18 protein-coding genes and 2 pseudogenes are annotated in these 19433 nt (G+C 44.3%); 8 read left to right on the top strand and 12 right to left on the bottom strand.

Features of this window, described 5'->3' with window-relative positions:
* From CH376_RS03830 to CH376_RS03820, 3 genes and pseudogenes are all read right to left on the bottom strand, one after another.
* Positions 1 to 715, bottom strand: a pseudogene (locus CH376_RS03830) (oxidoreductase); the annotation flags it as partial.
* Positions 716 to 721: 6 nt separating this feature from the next.
* A complete protein-coding gene (locus tag CH376_RS03825) occupies positions 722 to 1003 on the bottom strand; it encodes a hypothetical protein (protein WP_004459036.1) in 282 nt (93 codons plus the stop codon).
* A gap of 115 nt (positions 1004 to 1118) precedes the next feature.
* Positions 1119 to 2582 (bottom strand): cellulose synthase family protein, encoded by a 1464-nt coding sequence (locus tag CH376_RS03820; RefSeq protein WP_100785033.1) that lies wholly within the window; start codon positions 2580 to 2582, stop codon positions 1119 to 1121.
* 9 nt (positions 2583 to 2591) lie between these two features.
* Between CH376_RS03820 and CH376_RS24405 the strand changes: the two are divergent.
* The 3 genes and pseudogenes from CH376_RS24405 to eat all read left to right on the top strand — a co-directional run bounded on the left by CH376_RS24405 (position 2592) and on the right by eat (position 5888).
* Positions 2592 to 2773, top strand: a pseudogene (locus CH376_RS24405) (hypothetical protein).
* Positions 2774 to 3338: 565 nt separating this feature from the next.
* Positions 3339 to 4073: a motility protein A gene (locus CH376_RS03810; protein WP_100784843.1), complete on the top strand. Its 735-nt coding sequence runs from the start codon at positions 3339 to 3341 to the stop codon at positions 4071 to 4073.
* A gap of 459 nt (positions 4074 to 4532) precedes the next feature.
* Positions 4533 to 5888, top strand: coding sequence for an ethanolamine permease (gene eat / locus CH376_RS03805; protein ID WP_100785032.1), 1356 nt, complete (start codon positions 4533 to 4535; stop codon positions 5886 to 5888).
* A gap of 180 nt (positions 5889 to 6068) precedes the next feature.
* Here eat and CH376_RS03800 read toward each other — a convergent pair whose 3' ends face one another.
* Genes CH376_RS03800 through CH376_RS03780 form a run of 5 tightly spaced genes read right to left on the bottom strand, consistent with a single transcriptional unit; the run spans position 6069 to position 9147 of the window.
* A complete protein-coding gene (locus CH376_RS03800) occupies positions 6069 to 6404 on the bottom strand; it encodes a DUF1292 domain-containing protein (protein WP_100784842.1) in 336 nt (111 codons plus the stop codon).
* Positions 6405 to 6415: 11 nt separating this feature from the next.
* A complete protein-coding gene (locus tag CH376_RS03795; protein ID WP_100784841.1) occupies positions 6416 to 6700 on the bottom strand; it encodes an HNH endonuclease in 285 nt (94 codons plus the stop codon).
* 9 nt (positions 6701 to 6709) lie between these two features.
* On the bottom strand, positions 6710 to 7702 hold the full coding sequence (locus CH376_RS03790; protein ID WP_100784840.1) for a type I phosphomannose isomerase catalytic subunit: 993 nt from the start codon (positions 7700 to 7702) through the stop codon (positions 6710 to 6712).
* 5 nt (positions 7703 to 7707) lie between these two features.
* Entirely contained in the window at positions 7708 to 8436 is a 729-nt protein-coding gene (locus tag CH376_RS03785; RefSeq protein ID WP_100784839.1) for a J domain-containing protein, read from the bottom strand.
* Between the two features lie 9 nt (positions 8437 to 8445).
* Entirely contained in the window at positions 8446 to 9147 is a 702-nt protein-coding gene (locus CH376_RS03780; protein ID WP_100784838.1) for an LIC_12936 family protein, read from the bottom strand.
* A gap of 120 nt (positions 9148 to 9267) precedes the next feature.
* Here CH376_RS03780 and CH376_RS03775 point away from each other — a divergent pair, with 120 nt between their 5' ends.
* On the top strand, positions 9268 to 9600 hold the full coding sequence (locus CH376_RS03775; RefSeq protein WP_100784837.1) for an STAS domain-containing protein: 333 nt from the start codon (positions 9268 to 9270) through the stop codon (positions 9598 to 9600).
* Positions 9601 to 9743: 143 nt separating this feature from the next.
* On the opposite strand, the gene CH376_RS24720 is transcribed toward CH376_RS03775, so the two are convergent.
* Entirely contained in the window at positions 9744 to 9875 is a 132-nt protein-coding gene (locus CH376_RS24720; protein ID WP_276328257.1) for a hypothetical protein, read from the bottom strand.
* A 106-nt stretch (positions 9876 to 9981) separates the two neighbouring features.
* The gene (locus CH376_RS03770) at positions 9982 to 10587 is read right to left on the bottom strand and encodes an LIC10729 family protein (protein ID WP_100784835.1); all 606 of its coding nucleotides are present in this window, start codon (positions 10585 to 10587) and stop codon (positions 9982 to 9984) included.
* 32 nt (positions 10588 to 10619) lie between these two features.
* Between CH376_RS03770 and CH376_RS03760 the strand changes: the two genes are divergently transcribed.
* Positions 10620 to 11576 carry a bifunctional riboflavin kinase/FAD synthetase gene (locus CH376_RS03760; protein WP_100784834.1) on the top strand — a complete coding sequence of 319 codons (957 nt, stop codon included), beginning with the start codon at positions 10620 to 10622 and terminating at the stop codon, positions 11574 to 11576.
* 300 nt (positions 11577 to 11876) lie between these two features.
* Here CH376_RS03760 and CH376_RS03750 read toward each other — a convergent pair whose 3' ends face one another.
* Positions 11877 to 12296 (bottom strand): globin, encoded by a 420-nt coding sequence (locus tag CH376_RS03750; RefSeq protein WP_100785031.1) that lies wholly within the window; start codon positions 12294 to 12296, stop codon positions 11877 to 11879.
* 447 nt (positions 12297 to 12743) lie between these two features.
* On the opposite strand from CH376_RS03750, the gene CH376_RS03740 reads away from it, so the two are divergent.
* From CH376_RS03740 to CH376_RS03730, 3 genes are all read left to right on the top strand, one after another.
* Positions 12744 to 14168 (top strand): OmpP1/FadL family transporter, encoded by a 1425-nt coding sequence (locus tag CH376_RS03740; protein WP_100784831.1) that lies wholly within the window; start codon positions 12744 to 12746, stop codon positions 14166 to 14168.
* Positions 14169 to 14755: 587 nt separating this feature from the next.
* Positions 14756 to 16495 carry a SpoIIE family protein phosphatase gene (locus tag CH376_RS03735; protein WP_100785030.1) on the top strand — a complete coding sequence of 580 codons (1740 nt, stop codon included), beginning with the start codon at positions 14756 to 14758 and terminating at the stop codon, positions 16493 to 16495.
* 4 nt (positions 16496 to 16499) lie between these two features.
* Positions 16500 to 18296 (top strand): SpoIIE family protein phosphatase, encoded by a 1797-nt coding sequence (locus CH376_RS03730; RefSeq protein WP_100784830.1) that lies wholly within the window; start codon positions 16500 to 16502, stop codon positions 18294 to 18296.
* A 179-nt stretch (positions 18297 to 18475) separates the two neighbouring features.
* Here CH376_RS03730 and CH376_RS03725 read toward each other — a convergent pair whose 3' ends face one another.
* Positions 18476 to 19432, bottom strand: coding sequence for a hypothetical protein (locus CH376_RS03725; RefSeq protein ID WP_100784829.1), 957 nt, complete (start codon positions 19430 to 19432; stop codon positions 18476 to 18478).
* Position 19433: the final 1 nt, after the last annotated feature.

Here is a 19433-nt window from a genome sequence, read left to right as displayed (position 1 = left end):
TATGTCTTTCGATAAACGGAATCTTCTTAAAGAGCGCGCGGTAAAGATGATAGAGAGTTTCCGGACCGAGATAAAGTGTATTCTCTTTTTGGAATGTTTTCTGAGAGAGCGCTTTTTTTACGAAGTATTGAGGAAAACCCATCGGATATTCGTATTTTCTAAAAGGAACTGGGTTGAGGATGAAATCTTTTATCTCGGCGCCGGAAAACCACGACTTAACATATTCTACAAATTGAATATGCAATTCTTTGAATTCTTCAATTAGAACTTTGCGGAAGTCGACCGATTGTGTTTTCGTATAAGGGGAAAGGACGATCAAAGAGGCATTGAAAATTTTAAATAGGGAAGAAAGAGTAACGTTCGTAAAGTCCAGGGAAACCAGACCGAGTTCGTCCATTCTTTCCAGAGCCTGTTCCAATTTCAGGGAAGGATCGATTTGAACGTCGTTTGAAAGTTGAAAACTGCCGTCTTGAACGATCCTTATCTTTGCGGAATGTTCGCCTTGGATCAGACTCGCAATTCCGTCCACCGGAGAAAGCAAAGTTCCTACGGATTGTTTTAAAAGAGGTTCGCCGGCCCGTACACGAGTGGGGAATTCTTTGAGATAGAGGGCTCCCGGTTCGGGAAAAAGCGTAAAGGGTTCTTCCAGGACGGTCTTACGGGAAAATTTTCCGTGGACCAATCCTGGTTTGAGGGTAAAAGCGGAGGGCTTCAAAACTCTTTAGGTGAGAGTTTTCACCATGTAGATTTCGTCTTTGATCGGAAGTTCTTTCTTAAGATTTTTGATATAAGGAAGAATTTCACCCATTGGCTCATAAAATTCACAGTTCACTTGCATACGACGAGCAACTGTAAAATATTTATAGAGCTTTTCTTCTCCGGATCTCTTGGACCATTTTTTCTTAGTACATTTTACGCGGAGAATGTATTTGTCTGCCTCGGATTCATACTGTCTTACAGTAACGCAGTGTAGGCAATTGGCGCAGTAAACTTTCTCACTCATCGGGGTTCCTATAATAGTAGCGGTATTTTGTCAATTTTTCAGAAAAAAGTGCGAAGTCAAGCAGAAGCTCCGACAGAAACGGCAGGATAGAGATTCCTATCCTGCTATGAGGCGATTAGGCTTGAGCCGGAAGTTCTTCCGCGGATTTTTCTTTGGAAGCGCCCAAATTCCAGAGCGCCTCTTTTAGGGAAAGATATCCTACGTAGAAGAATCCGATCGCGTAAATGACCAAGAAACCCACGATCTGGGGTTTTCCGAGCATAAAGGAAAGGATTACGGTTCCCAAGCAATAAAAGCCCATTAAAAATTCCAGAACGACGTGAAAGTCAAGTGGGACCGTGTATTTCAGTCTTTCTTTCAATACGTCGGTGCTCTTCTCGATTTTGAGTTTTGGAGTGCGTTTGAAAGAAGATTGAATTCCAAGGATGGCTTCCAACCAAGCTCTGGTATTTACGATTGCGATTCCGGTTCCGATCATGATCAGAATCGGGAGATAAACCATTCTTCTCTTCCAGTCTTTGTGAAGCGTTTTTTGAGAATACGCGTAGAAGATCATCGGGCCGATCGATCCGACCGAAAGAATCGCGGCAGTTCCCATAAGAATTTCTATCGGGAGGTCGTAGAAGCTAAATCCGGACCAATAGTCCATCAGAAGCAACGGTGCGCTGAAGAGAATGTTGATCACCATCAAAGGGTGAACCGAATAATTGATTAAGTGTACGATTGCCTCGGACTTGATTCTCCAAGGAAGATCCGCGCGGAGAATTCTTGGAAGAAGTTTTACCGCAGTTTGAATGGAGCCCTTGCACCAACGGAATTGTTGGGACTTGTAAGCGGAGATCATCGCTGGAATTTCAGCTTTACATTCGATATCCTTAAAATAACGGAATTTCCAGCCTTTCATTTCAGCGCGGTAAGAAAGATCGAAATCTTCGGTAAGAGTATCGTGCTCCCATCCTCCGGAATCGATGATACAATCCTTTTTCCAGATTCCCGCGGTTCCGTTGAAGTTCATCCAAAGATGAGAACCGTTCCGGGCGACTTGCTCGATCATAAAGTGACCGTCGATTCCAAAAGATTGCGCCTTGGTAAGAACGTTGTAGTCCGCGTTGACATGTCCCCAGCGAACCTGAACCATCCCGATCTGAGGATCATCGAAGTAAGGAACGGTTTTGATCAAAAAGTCGGGATCGGGCATAAAGTCGGCGTCGAAGATAGCGATGTATTGACCGCGAGCCACTTTCATTCCCGCTTCGAGCGCTCCCGCTTTGTAACCGGTGCGCTCCGCTCCGGATCTATGAAGGTGATGAATGTCGAATCCGAGTGATTTGTAGTGGGCGATGAGTTTTCTGGATTTTTCAACCGTCTCGTCCGTAGAATCATCGAGAAGTTGAATCTCCAATTTATCTTTTGGATATTTGAGTGCGACCGTGGTTTCCAAAAGGCGATCCACAACGTAGAATTCGTTGAAGATCGGAAGCTGAACCGTAACGACCGGAAGATTCGGATCGTTTACGTCGAGAATCTTATCCGGTTCGGATTCGCAGTATGCATGGTTCTTTTTATAGAGATATACCATGATATAGGTATGAATCCCAAAGAAAAAGAGAGCGACTATGTCGATCCCATAAATGGCCAAAAACAGTACAGTTACGACGGTCAGCATGATTAGCCAGGAAAAATTCCCCCGGTTAAAAGTCAAAGGGTTTTGCAGTGCATCAATTTTTTAGTTTTTTAAAATACGAGGTCATTTTTTGTTCCGGGGACTAATGTAGGAACTCCCAAAGCCGATATTTGGGAATGGATGGACAACAGCCTCCCTGGTTGAAGTTCCTCCACTGCGAATTTTCATTTTGAAACGGACGGGGGACGAAAGTTGCACCGTCCCCTTTTTTTTGTGAGAGTTCCCACACCTTTTTCTCAACCAAGCCGCCTTCTCTTGATCGTTGCCCTTCCCAATTTTTGCGGGAACTCCCTATTTTAGAATTCTTGCATTCCTCTTCTTGCGATCCGGAAATCCAATCCTGCAAAAGTATGAGTTCCTACTTTTAGAGTTTTGAATGTAGGAACTCATACTTTCTAAAAAATCTTCGGTTTTAGAAAAAGGCCCCGCGCAAAGGATCGAGGCGGAATCCATTCCTTTCTCTTTTGGGCTTTCTTTCTTTTTCAATTTAATCTTTAGGAATGGATTGGAGCTGAGAGCCTGGTGTTCGGGCCTTCCAGGTAGGAACTCCTTCGTTTCAAAAAAAGGCGGCCCGAACATGCGCCCGAATTCATTTTCCTATGAGACAGAATCTTCTTGTAAAAACGTCGCTTTGCGGGAACTCTTGCGGAAATGAATCCTACGCTCGTTGGCCTCTCCGTTGCATTCTTATCCGTCCTGATAGCGATTCTTCTGGAAGGCGCGCACTTCCTCTCTTTTCTAAAAATTTCCGCGCTCCTCTTGATCATCGGCGGAACGGCCGGGGCGACTTTTGCGAGTTTTTCTCTCGAGCAGATGAAGGATCTCATCTTGAATCTCCAAGCGGCCGTCTTTCCAAGACGCAAACTTCCCCTCGGAGAACTCTTTCTGGATTTTGCCGAACGAGCCCGCAAGAACGGCCTCCTTTCTCTCGAAGACAATCTCAAATCGATTCAAGATCCTTTTCTTCAGAGAGGAATTCAACTCATCGTCGACGGAACCGATCCTCGGGCGGTCGAAGAAATTCTCTTTGAATCCGCGATCGCAATGGAAGACAAGGAATCAAATTCCGCAAAGATCCTGGAAACCGCGGGAGGCTTTTCTCCTACGGTCGGAATCATCGGAACCGTCATGGGACTCGTCGGAGTTCTTGAAAATTTAGGCGCGGGAACTCGCGCTCTCGGAGAAGGAATCGCCACCGCCTTCATCGCGACCTTCTACGGAATCGCTTTCGCCAACCTCATCTTCTTTCCCCTCGCCAATCGGATCAAAGCCTGGTCGAAAGAACAATCCGATCGCAGACAAGCGATTATCCGAGGTGTGATCGCTCTCCAGAGCGGGGACAACCGCCGGATTCTCATGGAAAGAATGATGCCTTTTATCGGTTGAGCATTTTAGGATTTTCTAAAATACTTTCTGAAAAGTAGGAACTCATACTTTTTTTTCTCTTTGCGTTGATCTTCACTTCATTTTCAATTCTTCCGACAAAGTAAACCTTTTTCAAAAAAGGTCGTAGACGGACTTCAAGTCTCTTCGTTTAAAATCACGGCGGAATTTTTATTTTCCGAACGTTGGGAGTTCCCGCATTCTTTTCCCGGGTTTCAAAACGAGGTTTTGATTTTTTTATTTCTCTCGAAAAAAAGATCCGGATATTTTTTTGAAAAACAAATCTCTCGCCCCTCTTTTGAAATGAGTTCCGTTTTTCCGAAAGAAACTTCGATTCTTCTTAGCAAAGAGATCCAAAAGCGAACGCGCTCGATCCTTTCAGAAAGAATTCTTTATAAAAATCGAATTTCAATTCCTAAAAACTTCTTTTCTTTTTCAAAAGAAGGAATCGATTCTTCCTTCATGTCTTCATCTTTGCAAAAGGTTTTGGGTCCTCTTCACCTCTGGGGAATTTCGGTCGGTCTCGTCATTTCAGGCGATTACTTTGGATGGAATCTGGGCTGGGCCCATTCCCACTTCTGGGAATTTTTGACTGTGGTCACGATCGTCGCCGTATTTTATTCCACCTTCTCACTTTGTTTTACGGAACTCGCGACTTCGATTCCTCACGCGGGAGGACCTTCCGCTTATGCGCACGTTGCACTCGGTCCAATCGGAGGTTTGATCGCCGGTTTTTTTACTCTTGTAGAATTCGTATTGGCTCCTCCTGCAATCGCTTCGGCGCTTGGAGGTTACTTTCATTTTCTCTTTCCCTTCGTCGGAGAAGCATGGGCGGCGAACGGATTTTTTCTTCTCCTCATCGGAGTCAATCTCTTAGGAATCAAACAAACCGCGAGGTTTGAACTTTTCGTCACTCTGACCGCAGTGTTCGGACTTCTTTTTTATTTTATCCTCGTCTTTCCTCATTTCGATTTAGCAAAGCTCGCGAAGATTTCTTCCTTTTCCTTTTGGAATCTCTTTCCGGCTCTTCCTTATGCGATCTGGTTTTTTCTCGCAGTGGAAGGAGTTGCGATGGCGGCGGAAGAAGTGAAAGATCCTGAACGAGACATTCCGCGAGGTTATCTTTCTGGAATCGGAACCCTTGTTCTTCTGGCGTTCGGCGTTCTATTCGGAACCGCGGGGGTCGTCTCCACGGACGAGGTTTCGAAATTGGATTATCCGCTTTCCTTTACATTAGGAAATCTTTATGGACCTTCTTCTTGGACCACTCTACTCTTTACGGGAATCGGACTCTTCGGTCTGATCGCGTCCTTGCTCGGAATCATCCTGGGATATTCGAGACAGATCTACGCTCTTTCAAAAGAGGGCTTTCTTCCGAAGATTCTTTCTCGCCTCAATTCGACCACGAAGGCGCCGAGCTTTGCGATTCTCGGCGGCGGTCTTGTAGGAATCGTTTCCCTTCAATTCGGAAACACGGGGGAATTGATCACCCTCTCCGCCTTCGGTGCTTGCGGAATGTACTGCGTGAGTATGATTTCTTTTTTTGTCTTGAGAATTCAAAATCCGAACGCGCGTAAAACCTATCGTGCTCCTTTTTATCCGATTCTTCCGGCGTTTTCTCTTCTTTTGAGTTTTGTTTGCTTTGGTACATTAGCGATTTTTAATTCTTTTTTGTTTTTTATCCTTTTCGGCGGATTTTCTCTCGCTTCGCTTCTGTTTCTCGGAAGCAAAGGTTTCAATCTGAAAAAGATTCCTCATTCTTCCCTCTCGCCCGAAGAGGAAGAAGCCCCGCTCTCTCGAGGAGATACGGATTTTTAGAGGAGTTCCCGCAACTTCGGGAAATCAAACACGAACTCCCATCTTTTTACGATGGGGATTTTCTCGAAATTGCATCTCGAACAACTTCAGGTCCGTTTTCAATCTTTTTACTAAAAAACCGACTCGCCGGAAAAAGAATATGCAGTTTTTATGATAGATTAGAGTTAAAGAATAGAATCGTCAAACGATGTCTGCGTTCAATTCCGCGAGAATGTCTTCGAGTTCGCGTTTATCTTTAACTTCGATCAAACAATCCTCTCCGAATTCGTCGGACTCGAGACGAACCGCGAAGTAGCCGGCGTCGTCTTCCCCTCTCAAAAAACTCATATCCAAATTGACCAGATCGAAGTCTTCTTCCAAAACAGGAGTTAAAAGAAGATATTGATTCTCGTCGATCTCGAGCGCCTCGGCGATGATGAAAGAATGAGAATTCCCTTCTTCGTCCAAAAGCTGAACAGTCTCCTGACCGGATTCTTCGTGTTCCTGAAACTCGTCGTCTTGAGAAAGGTCAGCCACGTTTTACAACCTCAGTTCCCGGAATCGAATTCGAAAGGGAGTTTATTTTTTTTTGCAATATTACATTCTTTGCATGCGGGAACCAGATTTGCCTTGATCGACTTTCCGCCTTTTGCAAGAGGAATCAGATGGTCCATAGTCAATTCCTCGGGAGGAAATTTTTTTCCGCAGTAGTGGCAGATTCCGTCCGCCTTTTTCTTTTTCCACCAAGGCGTTTTACGAAGTTCTTTAGCGATTTTTCTCTGTTTGGAAAGTTCTTCCTCGCTGATCCAAACGATCGGTTCTTCGGGGTCCATTCAAAAAACCTAATCTTTGTAGATTCCCCAATCGGAACCGGGACCGGAGATCGAAAGTTTTGCAAAGGCTCCGAGATTGACCGCGGAAATACCCTCTTCCAATCCGGAGGCCGTCAGAAACGCCGTATCTCCCTCCGATAATTCTTCCCCTTCGATTCGGACGTTTCCCTTGAGAACGATTAGGATTTGGAAAACCGATTCTTTGTATAAGCTCGGAATTCTAAACGTCTTTCCTTCTCCGGAAATCTCCAGGGTTTCCATTAAGAATTTATCGTTTGCCGTTAGACGAAACCTCTTTCCGTCCTCCCAGGGTTTCGACGATGGTTTGAGAATATCGTCCTCGGAAGGACCTCCGTAGTCCAGAACGTCCAAGGCTTTTTTGAGATGAAGTTCCCTCGGCCTTCCATAGTCGTAAACTCTGTAAGTGGAATCGGAGGATTGTTGCACTTCCATCAAAAGGATTCCGGCGCCGATCGCGTGGATCCTTCCGGGATTGAGGAGAAAAGAATCTCCTTCCTTCACGACGATTTCTCTGAGAATTTCCTCGGCGCGGTTCGTTTCCACAAGGCTTCGAAATTCTTCTCTGCTTGTAATATTAGAAAAACCGCATACGAGTTTGGAACCCGGTTCCGCTTGTAAAACGGTCCAGGCTTCTTTTTTTCCAGCGCTCTGGGGATCGTATTTTTCCGCGTAGGCGTCGTCGGGATGGACTTGCACCGAAAGTTTTTCTTTTGCGTCTATGAGTTTGATGAGAAGAGGAAAGGATTTTCCTCGGAACGGTTTTCCTAAGATTGAGTCCGTGTTTTCTTGATATGCTTCTCGAAACGATTTTCCTTTTAAGGAGCCGTTGCTGATGACGGAAACTTCGTTTCCGTAGTCCGAAATTTCCCAGGATTCTCCGATGTTTCCTTCGGGGATCGATCGTCCCGGATAATTTCCGAGTTTTCTTCCCCCCCAAATTCTTTCCTTATAGATCGGATAAAATCGGATCACCTTTTGCATAGAACCTATTTTTTTCTCCCTTCCAGGAGTTCAATTTTTACTTTCAGACGATTCTTCTTAAAATGAACAAAACCGTCCGGTTTGAGTCCGGTAAGATCGAGTTCGTAGACTTTTCCGGGAAGAAGTTTCCCCGCTTCCGCTTCCAAATTCAGATTTCGAAAACTTTTGTATGTCCCCTTGCCTCCGCAGGAATCGCAGAACACGTTAGACCCTCTGCAATCCGGACAAAGAACCCGAACCACCAAAGGAATTTTCGCGAAGATAGGAACGTTGAGTTCTTCGGTAGTTAAGAGAATTCTAATATCGTAAAAGATTCCAGAATATTTTTTTCTTTCCCGGTTCCGCATTCCCGCTCGAAGAAGTCCCTTCCTTGCGAGTTCGACCGCCTGACCGGCGTATAAAATTCTCGAAGCCGGAATTTCTCTAGGACGATGTGGAACTTCTTCGCTTCCGTTCTTCCCTTCGTTCGCGGACCGAAAACGAAATAAGATTTCGGGATGCCTTGAGAGATATTGAAGATCGTATTCTTTTCTTCGAGTCGGATGCGTGAGAATTTGGTAAGAATGCGCGAATTTCTGAAAGAGATCGGAGGAACCGGTTTCTCTGTTATCGGGATGAAAGATCTTAGCCAATTCACGATAACGTGTTTTGACCTTTTCTACGGAAGCAAGAGGGGATAATCCCAAATTTCTATAGTGATCCGGAAAATGATTTTGAAGTCCCGGATCACTCATGAAAGAAGTTCAATCCTTTGGAAGATTCTCCTGATACGGTCCGCCGTTCTCCACTTCTCGAAGAGTGGTCTCCACGTCTTCCGCGCTCGTCTTGATATTTCCTTCCACATATTTATCGATTCTGCGAATGATTTCCAAAAGATTGGTTCTGTAAATACGGACAAGTTTTACTCTTTGCGCGGGTTCCCGGATCGTAGCGACATTATACACCCTTTCCTTGGTTCCGGAGTCCGTTTTTTTCTTTACTACCAATTCGATCGCATCCGAACCTTCGGCGCCCACCTTGTCGTTTTTAAGAATGCTGATTTCCTCGTCTTGAGGTCTCATCTTGGAAATTAATGATTTCCTACTCCAGAAAACGATCGATTCCAATTTAATCGGCGTATTCTGCGCTCCTGCGCCTGAAACCTTCAGAACAAAACGAAGATCGAGCATATAACGATTTCTGGTTTGAGGAATTTGATCCTCATACGCCGGAATAAATTGACTGTAAAGGTTGTCTTGGATCTGTTTTCTTCGATTTAAGAAGGCAAGACGACTTTCGATCCTCTTGTGGAACTCGGCGATGTCCTTTCCTAAAACTTCAAGGTCCTTAACTTGTCCGGGTTCGTACGGAAGAATTTTAACTTTACCGTCCGGTTCGAATTCTTGCCCGAAAATCCCGGTAAAGGCGCAAATTAAAATGAGGAAATAAAATAATGTTGCTTTCATGTCAGTTTCCGGACGCCGTCCTTTTATAGTTTCGGAGGTTCTCGGATTTTCCCTATAATTTTATCAAAAATAGATTGAACTTATCGTCAAATTCTAGGAAAAGGGAAGGAAAGGATCGGTATGGAAATCAATCACAGAAAGTCAGGAGAAACAAATATAGTTAGTCTTTCAGGCAGTCTGGACATATACACCTCCATCGATCTCAAGACGTTTTTCGAAACGAACGTAAATAAAGAAAATAAAAACGTAGTCGTAAATCTTGAAAAACTCAATTACATCGATTCTTCCGGAATCGGAATGTTGATCAAACAGCTCAATTTCGTTCAAGACCTCAACGGATCTTTTTTCATCGCGAACATGAAACCCGCGATCGAAAAAGTTTTCAAAGTTGCCGGACTTACTTCTTATTTTAAGACAATCAGTCCCGCAGAATTCACTTCCAATTTCCCTTAATTGCCAAAGACCGCGACTTTCACGCTCCGCAAACTTCCGCGTGTGAGTTCCTACATTTCAGAAATCAAAAAATTCCTCGAATAACCGAGGGAGTTCCCGCATTTTTTCGATTCGAACCTTCCTTTTTCAAAAGCGAGTAGTTCCTACTTTTTGAGAACAAAGCGGAAGTTCTGCAATCGGAGTTCCGCGGGAACTCCGAAGGAAACATTCCGCTTGGTGATCGTCGAAGTTTCAAGACTTTCCCTTTGTGTGAGTTCCCACATTTCAGAAATCAAAAAATTCCTCGAATAACCGAGGGAGTTCCCGCATTTTCCAAAATACAATCCTTGTGAACGGCGGTTCCTCCTTGCGAACGATCGGAAAAGGACGCCGTGCTACCATCTACGGAGCGTGATAGCGGTAGAAGACGTCCCAGATTCCCCAGAAACGACCGAGTTCGCCCGCGTTAGGAACGAGACGGAAGTCCATTCTTCCCTCGATCAATTCTCCGGGATCCACTCGAAAGCGAACCGGAAACTGCGAAGAATACGTGGAAGAATTTCCCGGAAACGCGATCGTAGCTTTGAGAACCCCGTTCACAAAAATTCTAAGATCGCGGGGTTTGAGACCTTTCGGTCTTTCGGTGTATGTGAACTGCGTTAGATCCAATTGAACGTAGAGGGGTTCGTTTCGAAAAGGATCCGCCGTGAGATAAAAACGAAGCCCTTCTTCCGGAATCATTCTACAGAGTCCGTTTTGGAGTTTGCCCGTTCCAGCGCCCGGAGCAAAATCGGAACGGTCGCGGACCAACTGAAGACCGTTGTGAATCGCCCAAGTGGAAAGTTCGGCGTAGGTTCGAAAGTCTTCGGTTTGAAGAGGAGCGCCCTCTTCTCCCTGATGATCGAAGTTGATGAATTTTTTAAATTTCGGATTTTCTTCCGGCTGGAGAAACCCCGTACTGGTAAAAATTAAACAGAGAGAAAAGAATACAAATCGGTAGAAAATCATCTACTCATAGTATCGACAGGACCGGGAAGAATTTGATCACAATCCATACACTTGAAGGAGCGGGAAAATCGATTCATTCTCCTTGCGTAGTCACATTGGGAAATTTTGACGGAATTCATCTGGGTCATCAAGCCCTGATCGACCGAGTCCTGAAGGTTTCCCGGGAAAGCGGATTCTCCTCCTGCGTCGTCACCTACGATCCGAACCCCGCGATCGTATTGGGAAAAAACCCGGAAATGAAGAGTCTGATGACTCTAAAGGACAAAGAAGAATGGATCCGCAAACAAGGGATCGATTTTTTGATCGTGCTTCCTTTCAATCAGGAACTCGCCGAAATGAGCGCCGAAACTTTCCTGGAAGAAATTCTCCTGAAACAATTAAAAACAAAAAAGATCGTGATCGGATACAATCATTGTTTCGGAAAGGGAAGAAGGGGAAACTACGAACTTCTTAAAGAATATGCAGAAAATCTAAACTACACGGTTGAACGCGTCGATCCGGTCTATTTGGGAGAAATCAAACTTTCGAGTTCTTATGTGCGAGGATTGATCGGAGAAGGAAACGTAAGGGACGCGAAAAATTGCCTGAACCGTTTTTATTCCGTGACCGGGATCGTGGTCGGCGGACACAAACGAGGAAGGGCGATCGGGTTTCCGACCGCGAACGTAAAACCGGAGGCAAACATTCTTCTCCCCGGCGTGGGAGTTTACGCGGGTTATACGAACGTCGAAGGAAAAGAATATCCGTCGATGATCAACGTGGGACGAAACCCGACCTTCGGCGAAAACCCTCTCACGGTGGAATCGAATATTTTCGATTTTGAAAAAGAGATCTACGACCTGACGATCCGAATCACGTTTACGGATCGCCTCCGGGACGAAGTCAAATTTTCGGGAGTGGAAAATCTGATCTCCCAATTGAAAAAAGACGAAGCAAACGCGAGAGAAATTCTCAAATCCAAAAACGCCGAAAATACGGTCTACCTCTGATTTTTTCGGGCGGCTCCGTCTTCGACGGACCGGGCTCTCCTCTTCAGTCAATCCATTCAATTTTTCGAATATACAAATAACGGAAAGTACCAAATGGATTGACTCCGAGTCGATCCCTGCCGCGTTTTTCAAAAAGGATTTTCCAGTGATAGCGAAAAACGGACTTTAAGTCCGTATCAAACGGTTTTTTACGGAATGGATACTTTGTAGGAACGAACGATTCTTTCGAAAACGGGAAAGGAAGAAAAGAACCGCTCAATATTCAAAAAGAGAAAGGATTATCGAATCAAGGAATCTTTTTTAACTCCACTGAAGCGTTTCCGTAAAGGAAAGATAGGTGATATTGAAGACTTCCGACCAAGTCTCCTCAATTTCCGGAGTATGCCAGGGACCCAGCCACTCCGCCAAACCGAAGATCCAGGCTTTTTCCAGATGTAGGATGTCCTCCGGACGTCCGCAGATCTTCAGACATTCGGAACCGAAATTCCGAATGGCCTTCGTAAATAAAAAATCATGACTGGAAGAAGTAACCACTTCACGGGCGGAACCCATAAAAGAACGGACGTCGTCAATCTTGAGGACCGTGAAGATATTTTCATATTTCGGATGATTGAATTTTAAAAAGGCGAAGATGAGTTCCGCAAATTTCACCTTATCCAAGTTGATAAGCTCAAAGGATTCGTTGAGACTCTGTGCCTGGTTTTTTGTCAAAGGATTCATCGTTTTATTACCATTCTCTTTTTTGAATTCGAACTTCAATGATATACGAATTCAAGAAAGTGACATCTTAGTTTATAAAATGGCTCAAATCGAAATATAAGAACGTGCTAACGATCTGAAACTCAACGTTCTAAAAATGGGAAGGAAGAATGGAAGTCCGAAGGAAAGAAATTCTTTCTAAGCGCGTTTTTGAATTTGGGCGGAATCTCGCTCGGATTCCAGTCTTCGGCTCCCCGCTCGCAGCCAGGTTCAAAATCCCCCGTTCGTAAAAGTAGGAACTCCTTCTTTTACGAATGAAACGGTGAATCCAATATCTTAAACAAAATGAGAAGCTCTTCCACAACATTCTCATTAAAATCTCAAATAACAGATTTATATCCAATATCACGGTTGTAGTCCATTCTCTTTCGAAAATCCTTTGAATGACTCTTTTCTCAGGAGATAGAAATGGTTTTCAACAATGGCAACAGAGCGCGGTTCCTTTTCGCGAATATTTTCTTAATTCTTATCTTGTTCGCGGACTCGACAATTTGGGCGGTCGACGGTTTGACTCGGAACGCAATCAACGCGAGATACGAAGCGTTGGCGGGCGCTAACACCGCCTTAGGCGGTTCACCCGTGGACGTCGCCCTCAATCCGGCAAACCTTTCTTTGACAAAGGGGAAAAAGATAGAATTTGGTCTTGGAAATTCTACGATCTACAATCGTTATCAAGACCAATTTTTGGACTCCAACCCGAGTTACGTTTACAACAACGATAAAAAAAGCCAGGTCAACGCACCCGCGCCTTACGTCGCTCTGAAACTTCCTGTTACGGACAACATAGATTACGGGGTCGCGCTTTACATTCCCGGAGGCGCAATCGGAGGAGTTGAAAAAATTACGAGAAACACTCCGAACGGACAATCGCTCAACGAATGGAGCGGAACCAACCTTCCGGGACCGATCGGAGATTCAAAACAAATCAAAGAATCAAACTCAAATCAGTTTGCGGTCGTAAAACTCGTGAACGGTCTTTCTTTTAAGATCGGGAATCTTTCCCTCGGTGCAAGTGTGGAAGCGATCTACGGAACACAAAAGTTGAATCAAAAATACTACGATATCACCGGAACCGTCGAAGTTCCAGGACAAGGATATTATTACGAAAGCAGCAAGAAGGCGTTTACAATCGGCGGAGTCGTCGGCGCCAACTACGCGGTCAACGATCGATTTAGGATCGCCTATTCTTATCAAGCCCATTCTTCCGTTCCTCTGAACGGCCACTATCAGATCGGATTGAACGATCCGAATTATTACAGAAAAACGGGAGTCTCCTACAATTTCGATCTTCCCGAAAAACATTCATTAGGCTTTTCTTATGGACCTGAAAACATAAAAATCGCCGTAGACTTGATCTATACGAATTACGGTTCTTATCTCAAAAAAGCGAATCAAAAACTCGAAGACCCTTGGCTTCCTACCCCTTTCGGAAATTTAGCGGACGCGGACGCACATCTCAATTTCAGAAACCAGGGCGGAGTTCTGGTCGGATTCGAACACAAACTTTCGGATTCCTGGATATACAGACTCGGCTATTCTTACAATTCTCTTGCGATCAAAAGCAACGGGTTAGGCGGAACCACGGGAGGATTTTTCTCCGTCTATCACGTGTTCGCCGGCGGAATCAGTTATCTTTTCGACAAATGGAGTTTGGATCTTGGAGTCAGCTACAACGGTCCTAAAAATCACGTAACCGGAGCCAAAGGAACGGACTGGGACTTTTCTCATTCGATCAAAACCGGTCCGACTTCCTTTAACAACGCCGGTTATTCTTACGGCGCTGAATCGACGATTCTGGCAGTAAATATCGGAGCGACTAAGTCCTTCGATTAAAATCCATCTCCCTTTGATCTTCAAATCCGTCGAAATCAAGGGGAGCGCCGTTTTTCTCTTCAGAATTCCCCTCAACCGACTTTCGCTTTTTCACGCGGTTTTCGTGAAAATTTTAATCTTTCGATCAGAAATTATTTATTTCCAATTTTCAAAAATATTTTAGGATGGGAAACCGTTGCGTTTCCGCTTGGATGAAACGGATTCTATCCTTCACAAAACTTAGGATCGATAATCCATTAGAATTTCGTGAAACCTTTTTTTGATTTTGATCCGAACTTTCAGTTTCCGAATTTTGTAAATGCGGAAACCGATCCGATTCCACCCTCTTACAATATTTTTTTTTGCATCTTGCATTCAAAAAGAACGGTATTTTTATAAGAACCTTTCCCAAAACTGGGACAGGTTCTTGCAGCTTGATCTTTCTGAAAAAATGAAATAAAGTTTCGGAGCAAGCTGTAAATAAATATTTTATAGTTTCAAATTCCTCGTCAAAACCAATAATAGGATTGGAATTCCGCCTCTTTTCCGCCGGTGGTCCGGGCGATCTTTTATCCTGGCATTTCGAGGTTATTACAGATTTCTTTCGTATGAATTATTATCTTTATTTTCCAATGATTGCCCTATTTGCGAATACGATCTTTATCGCCTTCGTTTATGCAAGACGCACGGGAAATCCGATCATCCGCTCCTACCTGATCTATACAACCGCGCTCAACGCCTGGCTTTTCACTTATATTTTCACTTGGTCTTATCTTCCCGAATCGTGGATGACATGGTCCTTCAAAATTCTCGCGATCACTTGGCTTCCGGTGGGAGCCCTTTATTTAGAATTCGTTTATACGTTTTTAAATCGTTCCCCCGGACCGTTTCTCTGGTTCTTTCGCATCGGCGTTCCAGTCTCTTATCTTCTTACGCTTACGACCGATCAAGTGGTAAAGGGCAGCATTCATTATTACTGGGGTTATGAGAACGAACCCGGACCGGTTTATCATGTCGTAATTCTTGCGTTCGTCGCGCTCCCCGCTTTTATCGGCTTGGGAATTCTCGCTAAATCTTTTTTCTCCTCGCACAAAAATCAGAGAAAACAAATAGGACTCGCCATCTTCGGCTCCACTATCGCTATGTGCCTCAGCTTCTATTCTGAGATCATCCAAGTGGACGAACAAGGTAGAATTCTTTCCGTCCCTTGGACGCCGATGGCGATCGTAATTCAATCTTTTCTAATATTCATCGCCATCACAAAATACGGCTTTTTAAGAATCAACATAGAAGGACTCGCAGTCGAACTTTTCAAGGACATTCACGACGGAATGATCTTGGTCAAACAGGATCGTTCCCTTTTCTTCATGAACGAATCCGCGATTCGTATATTAGGAATTTCAAATACTCTTCCTTCTCATTTTTATCCTTCCGATTACTTCAGAGGTTATCAGGAGAATCCGAACCATCTTTCCAAAGAATACCAGCCGATCTTCAATCCCAACTGCAAAGGGGTGGAACTAACGAGATCCAATATAGAATTAACGGGAAACGAAAGGGGTTACCTTTTCATTTTGCGGGACATCACTGAAAAAATAGAATCTCGGGAGAAAATCGAATCGATCTATACCGCTCTGAGTAAAGATTTAGAAATCGCAAAGATCGCCCAGACTTCGGCGATCTCCACTAAATTTCCGGAAAGCACCCGATACAAATTCCATTCTCATTTTCAACCTTTCGAATTGGTGGGCGGGGATTTTTTCAGGGCGCTCGAACGTTCGGACGGAAAGCTGGACGTTTTTTTCGCGGATGTTTCGGGTCACGGGATCTCTTCGGCGATGGTAGCAGGAATGCTTTCCATTTCCTTTCAGCTCGTTTCGGAAGCGAATCCGGAACCGAAACAAGCGCTTGAAAGAATCCAAAATCTGCTCCTCGGCGCGGTTTTAAGCCATCATATCTCGGCGGTTTATCTCTCGTTCGATCCATATACAAAAATATTAAAATATTCTTATGCAGGACATCATCCGATTCTGATCTTCCGCGAAGGAGAAATTCTTTCTCTGGACGGTTCGGGAAGAATTCTTCTTATCACTCCCGAAACGGACTTATCGAACTACTCCTTTCAATTAAAGAAGGGTGATATTCTTTTTTTACATTCGGATTGTCTTTTTGAGGTGAGAAATATGGAAGGGGAGATCCTCGGATATGAAGAATTTTTCGAAAGACTCCGCGAAATTCCGGTGCAGACTCCTTCTCAAATTCTTAAAACGTCCATAGATCATTCCCTTGAATTCGGACGGGGTAAACTGACCGACGATCTCGCGATTCTGATACTGGAGATTTTTTAATCCGATGAATCCATACGTTCTCATTCCCTTTGCGGCTTTGATGATCAACGGATGTTTGTTCGCGTATGTGAGCGCGCTCAAAGGCAAATCCAGAACCGTAAATCTTTATCTTAGATTTTCCTTTTTCTTATCCATCTGGCATATCGCGCTCATTCTCTACTGGTCCTTTTTGCCCGGAAACTTACCTGAAATTATTTTTAAAATTTCATCTTTCTCCTGGATCTTTATCGGTTGTCTCTTCTTCGAGTTTGCAGTAGAGTTCGCCGCCGCCTCTTTCCGTTTTTTGATCTATTTTTTTCGCGGTCTTTCCTTGATCTCCTTTATCATAGCGATTAGCACCGATTTGGTGATTTCCGGAAGCACAAGAGCTTACTGGGGAGACGTGATCGTCACCGGTCCTCTCTATCTTGCGGTCAGCACGATCGTCATAGGCGCCCCGACCTTGTTCGGTTCGTTGCTTCTGATCGTTAGGAGTTTGCGTTCCTCCAATTCTTTTTTTAAAAAACAATCCAGACTCGTCGCGTACGGAACCATCGCCACCTTCGTCTTCAGTTTTCTCACTACCATTCTTCCAAGATTTATAAACCCTTCTCTTACGTTTCCTCCGATGAGCGGAAGCGCAGCGGTGATTCAGTCGATCTGCATCTTTATCGCGATTCACAAATACGGATTTATGGATTTGAAGCTGGAGCATATCGCGCTCAGACTCTATTCCGAAATCAGGGAAGGTGTGGTTCTTTTGTCCTCCAAGGGAACCCTTCTCTTTACTAATCTTTCGGCCAGAAAGATGTTGAATCTTCCGGAAGGTTTGGGTATGGGGATGAAGCTCAACCTTTGCGATTATCTAGAAGATTTTCCTTCGGATTCCTATTTTGAAAGAAAAGAATTTATCAACCTAAGGGTGAACGGCGAAAAAAATCCGATCGGTTTTCAGGAAGATTTTTTTCACGCTCCGGAAAATAAATATCTGGAAGTCTCTTCTTCTCCGATTCCTCTTTCCGGCAAAAACGGAGGAAAGGTTTATATCCTCCGGGACATCACAGAAAAAAAAGAGTCCTTGGAAAAAATTAGAAAATTGTTATATAGATTGGACCTGGATTTGGATCTGGCTCGGGATATTCAAGAGATGATCACGACCAGAGATTTCCCGGATTCTCCGAATTACAAAATTCATTCTTATTTTCAGCCGTATGTGAAAGTGGGCGGGGATATTTTTAACGTAAAAAAGGAAAAAGACGAAAGTCTTCACATCCTTTTCGGAGACGTTTCCGGTCACGGAATCTCGGCGGCGATGGTGGCCGCCATGACCTCCATTGCGTTCGGCGCGGCGACCGGAAGAAGCACCCTTACGGATCAGAATCTTCTGTTTATGCACCATCTTCTAAAAGATACGATCACGTTGCACTTTCTTTCCTCCGTTTACATGAGATATGTTCCTTCCATTAGAAGATTGGAATACAGCTACGGCGGTCATCACCCGGGCCTTTTGATCCGCAACGGAGAATGCAGTTTTATCGAGGGCTCAGGCGGAATTCTTTTTGCGATCGCTTCCCCTAAAATTCATAGATACGAATTGAATCTGATTCCGGGAGATCGGATCCTTTTTTACTCGGACGGTTTATTCGAAGTGAGAAACGGTGAAGGTAATATCTTAGGCAGACTTCAATTTTTGGACGCGGTTAAATCCTTGGTGAGCGACGACACGAGTTCTATGATCCGTTCCATTCTATCCTACTCCAGTTCCTACGGCGGCGGAGAAATGTCGGACGACGTTACGATCTTTTGTCTTGAAGTTTTTTAAACGGAATTCCGTTACACAGAAGCGAAAGCGATTGTAGCGGAATCAACCGATTGCGCTTCGATTCATTCGATTTCTTCTCTGCGGATTTTCAATCGGTTGATTGGAGCGGAAAGCGCGGTCCGTCCTTGGGCGAAGCCGAGGACGGATTCGCCCAAACTTTTCCGTAGAGTTCCTTTCCGTTAGGAAATTTTTTCTTGAATCAGTTTTAAAAACGGAAGGAACTCGTCCAAGGTTCCGGGAAGTTCATACTCGATCAAATCTCCGGCGCGGATGATGTCTTTCTCTTCCAACGCGACGGCGACCGAAGCGAGAATCTCGTTTAACTCGCCGGTTTTTTCTTCAAATCCGATTCCTTCGACTGAAATTTCGGAAAGATCCAAATCCGGTTTTCTAAATTTCAAAGTGATAAACGAAGTAAGAAGCACGTTGATCTGAGATATGGATTGTGTCAGCAGTTCGGTCGCAACTTCGTCCTTCCCTGATTGATAGGCTTCGTTTACTTTTACGAAACTTTCTTTGAGCCCGCCGACGTTGCCGATAAACGTATTCAAAATTTCTTTTAGAGTTGGTAGATCCAAATCCAACACTTGGGTTCTCGCAACGAGATCCATGATAAAAAGTTTAAGATCTCTTAAATTTTCCAAAAAGGATTCGATGGATTCGGTGCTGTCCAAACTCGTGCAATGCGAGGATATTTCGGAAACGATCTGAGACACGGTGTTTCCGGTCCCCATCGGTTTGATCTGATCCAACTTGAGATGAAGTAGATTGGATGCGGAATTTAACACGGATTGAATCCACTTTACTCCGTCCGATAATTCCTTGGATTCCTTTTCGGTCAAAGAATCTCTTCCGAACAACGTTGATCCCACTTTGTCGACGTAAAGGTCCAACTCGGTAAGAGTGGAAACCAGAAAGTCCATCTCTTCTCCGATAAAAAATTCCATCTTGTTTGTGGAATCGATTCCTCGATCCTGCATTTCGGAAGGCTGAAACTCCACCCCGTCCACGGTGCAGCCGAGAAGATATTTTCCTTTGGACTCGACCCACTTTGTGATCTCTCCAAAAACTTCGCCTAATTTCTTTTCGTTCTCAAGAGAACTATCTAAGAGATGTTCGTTGATATAAATTTCCATT

Source organism: Leptospira adleri (assembly GCF_002811985.1).
GTDB lineage: Bacteria > Spirochaetota > Leptospiria > Leptospirales > Leptospiraceae > Leptospira > Leptospira adleri.
The sequence above is the reverse complement of the archived record's forward strand: the minus strand, read 5'-3'. Positions and strand labels throughout refer to the sequence as shown.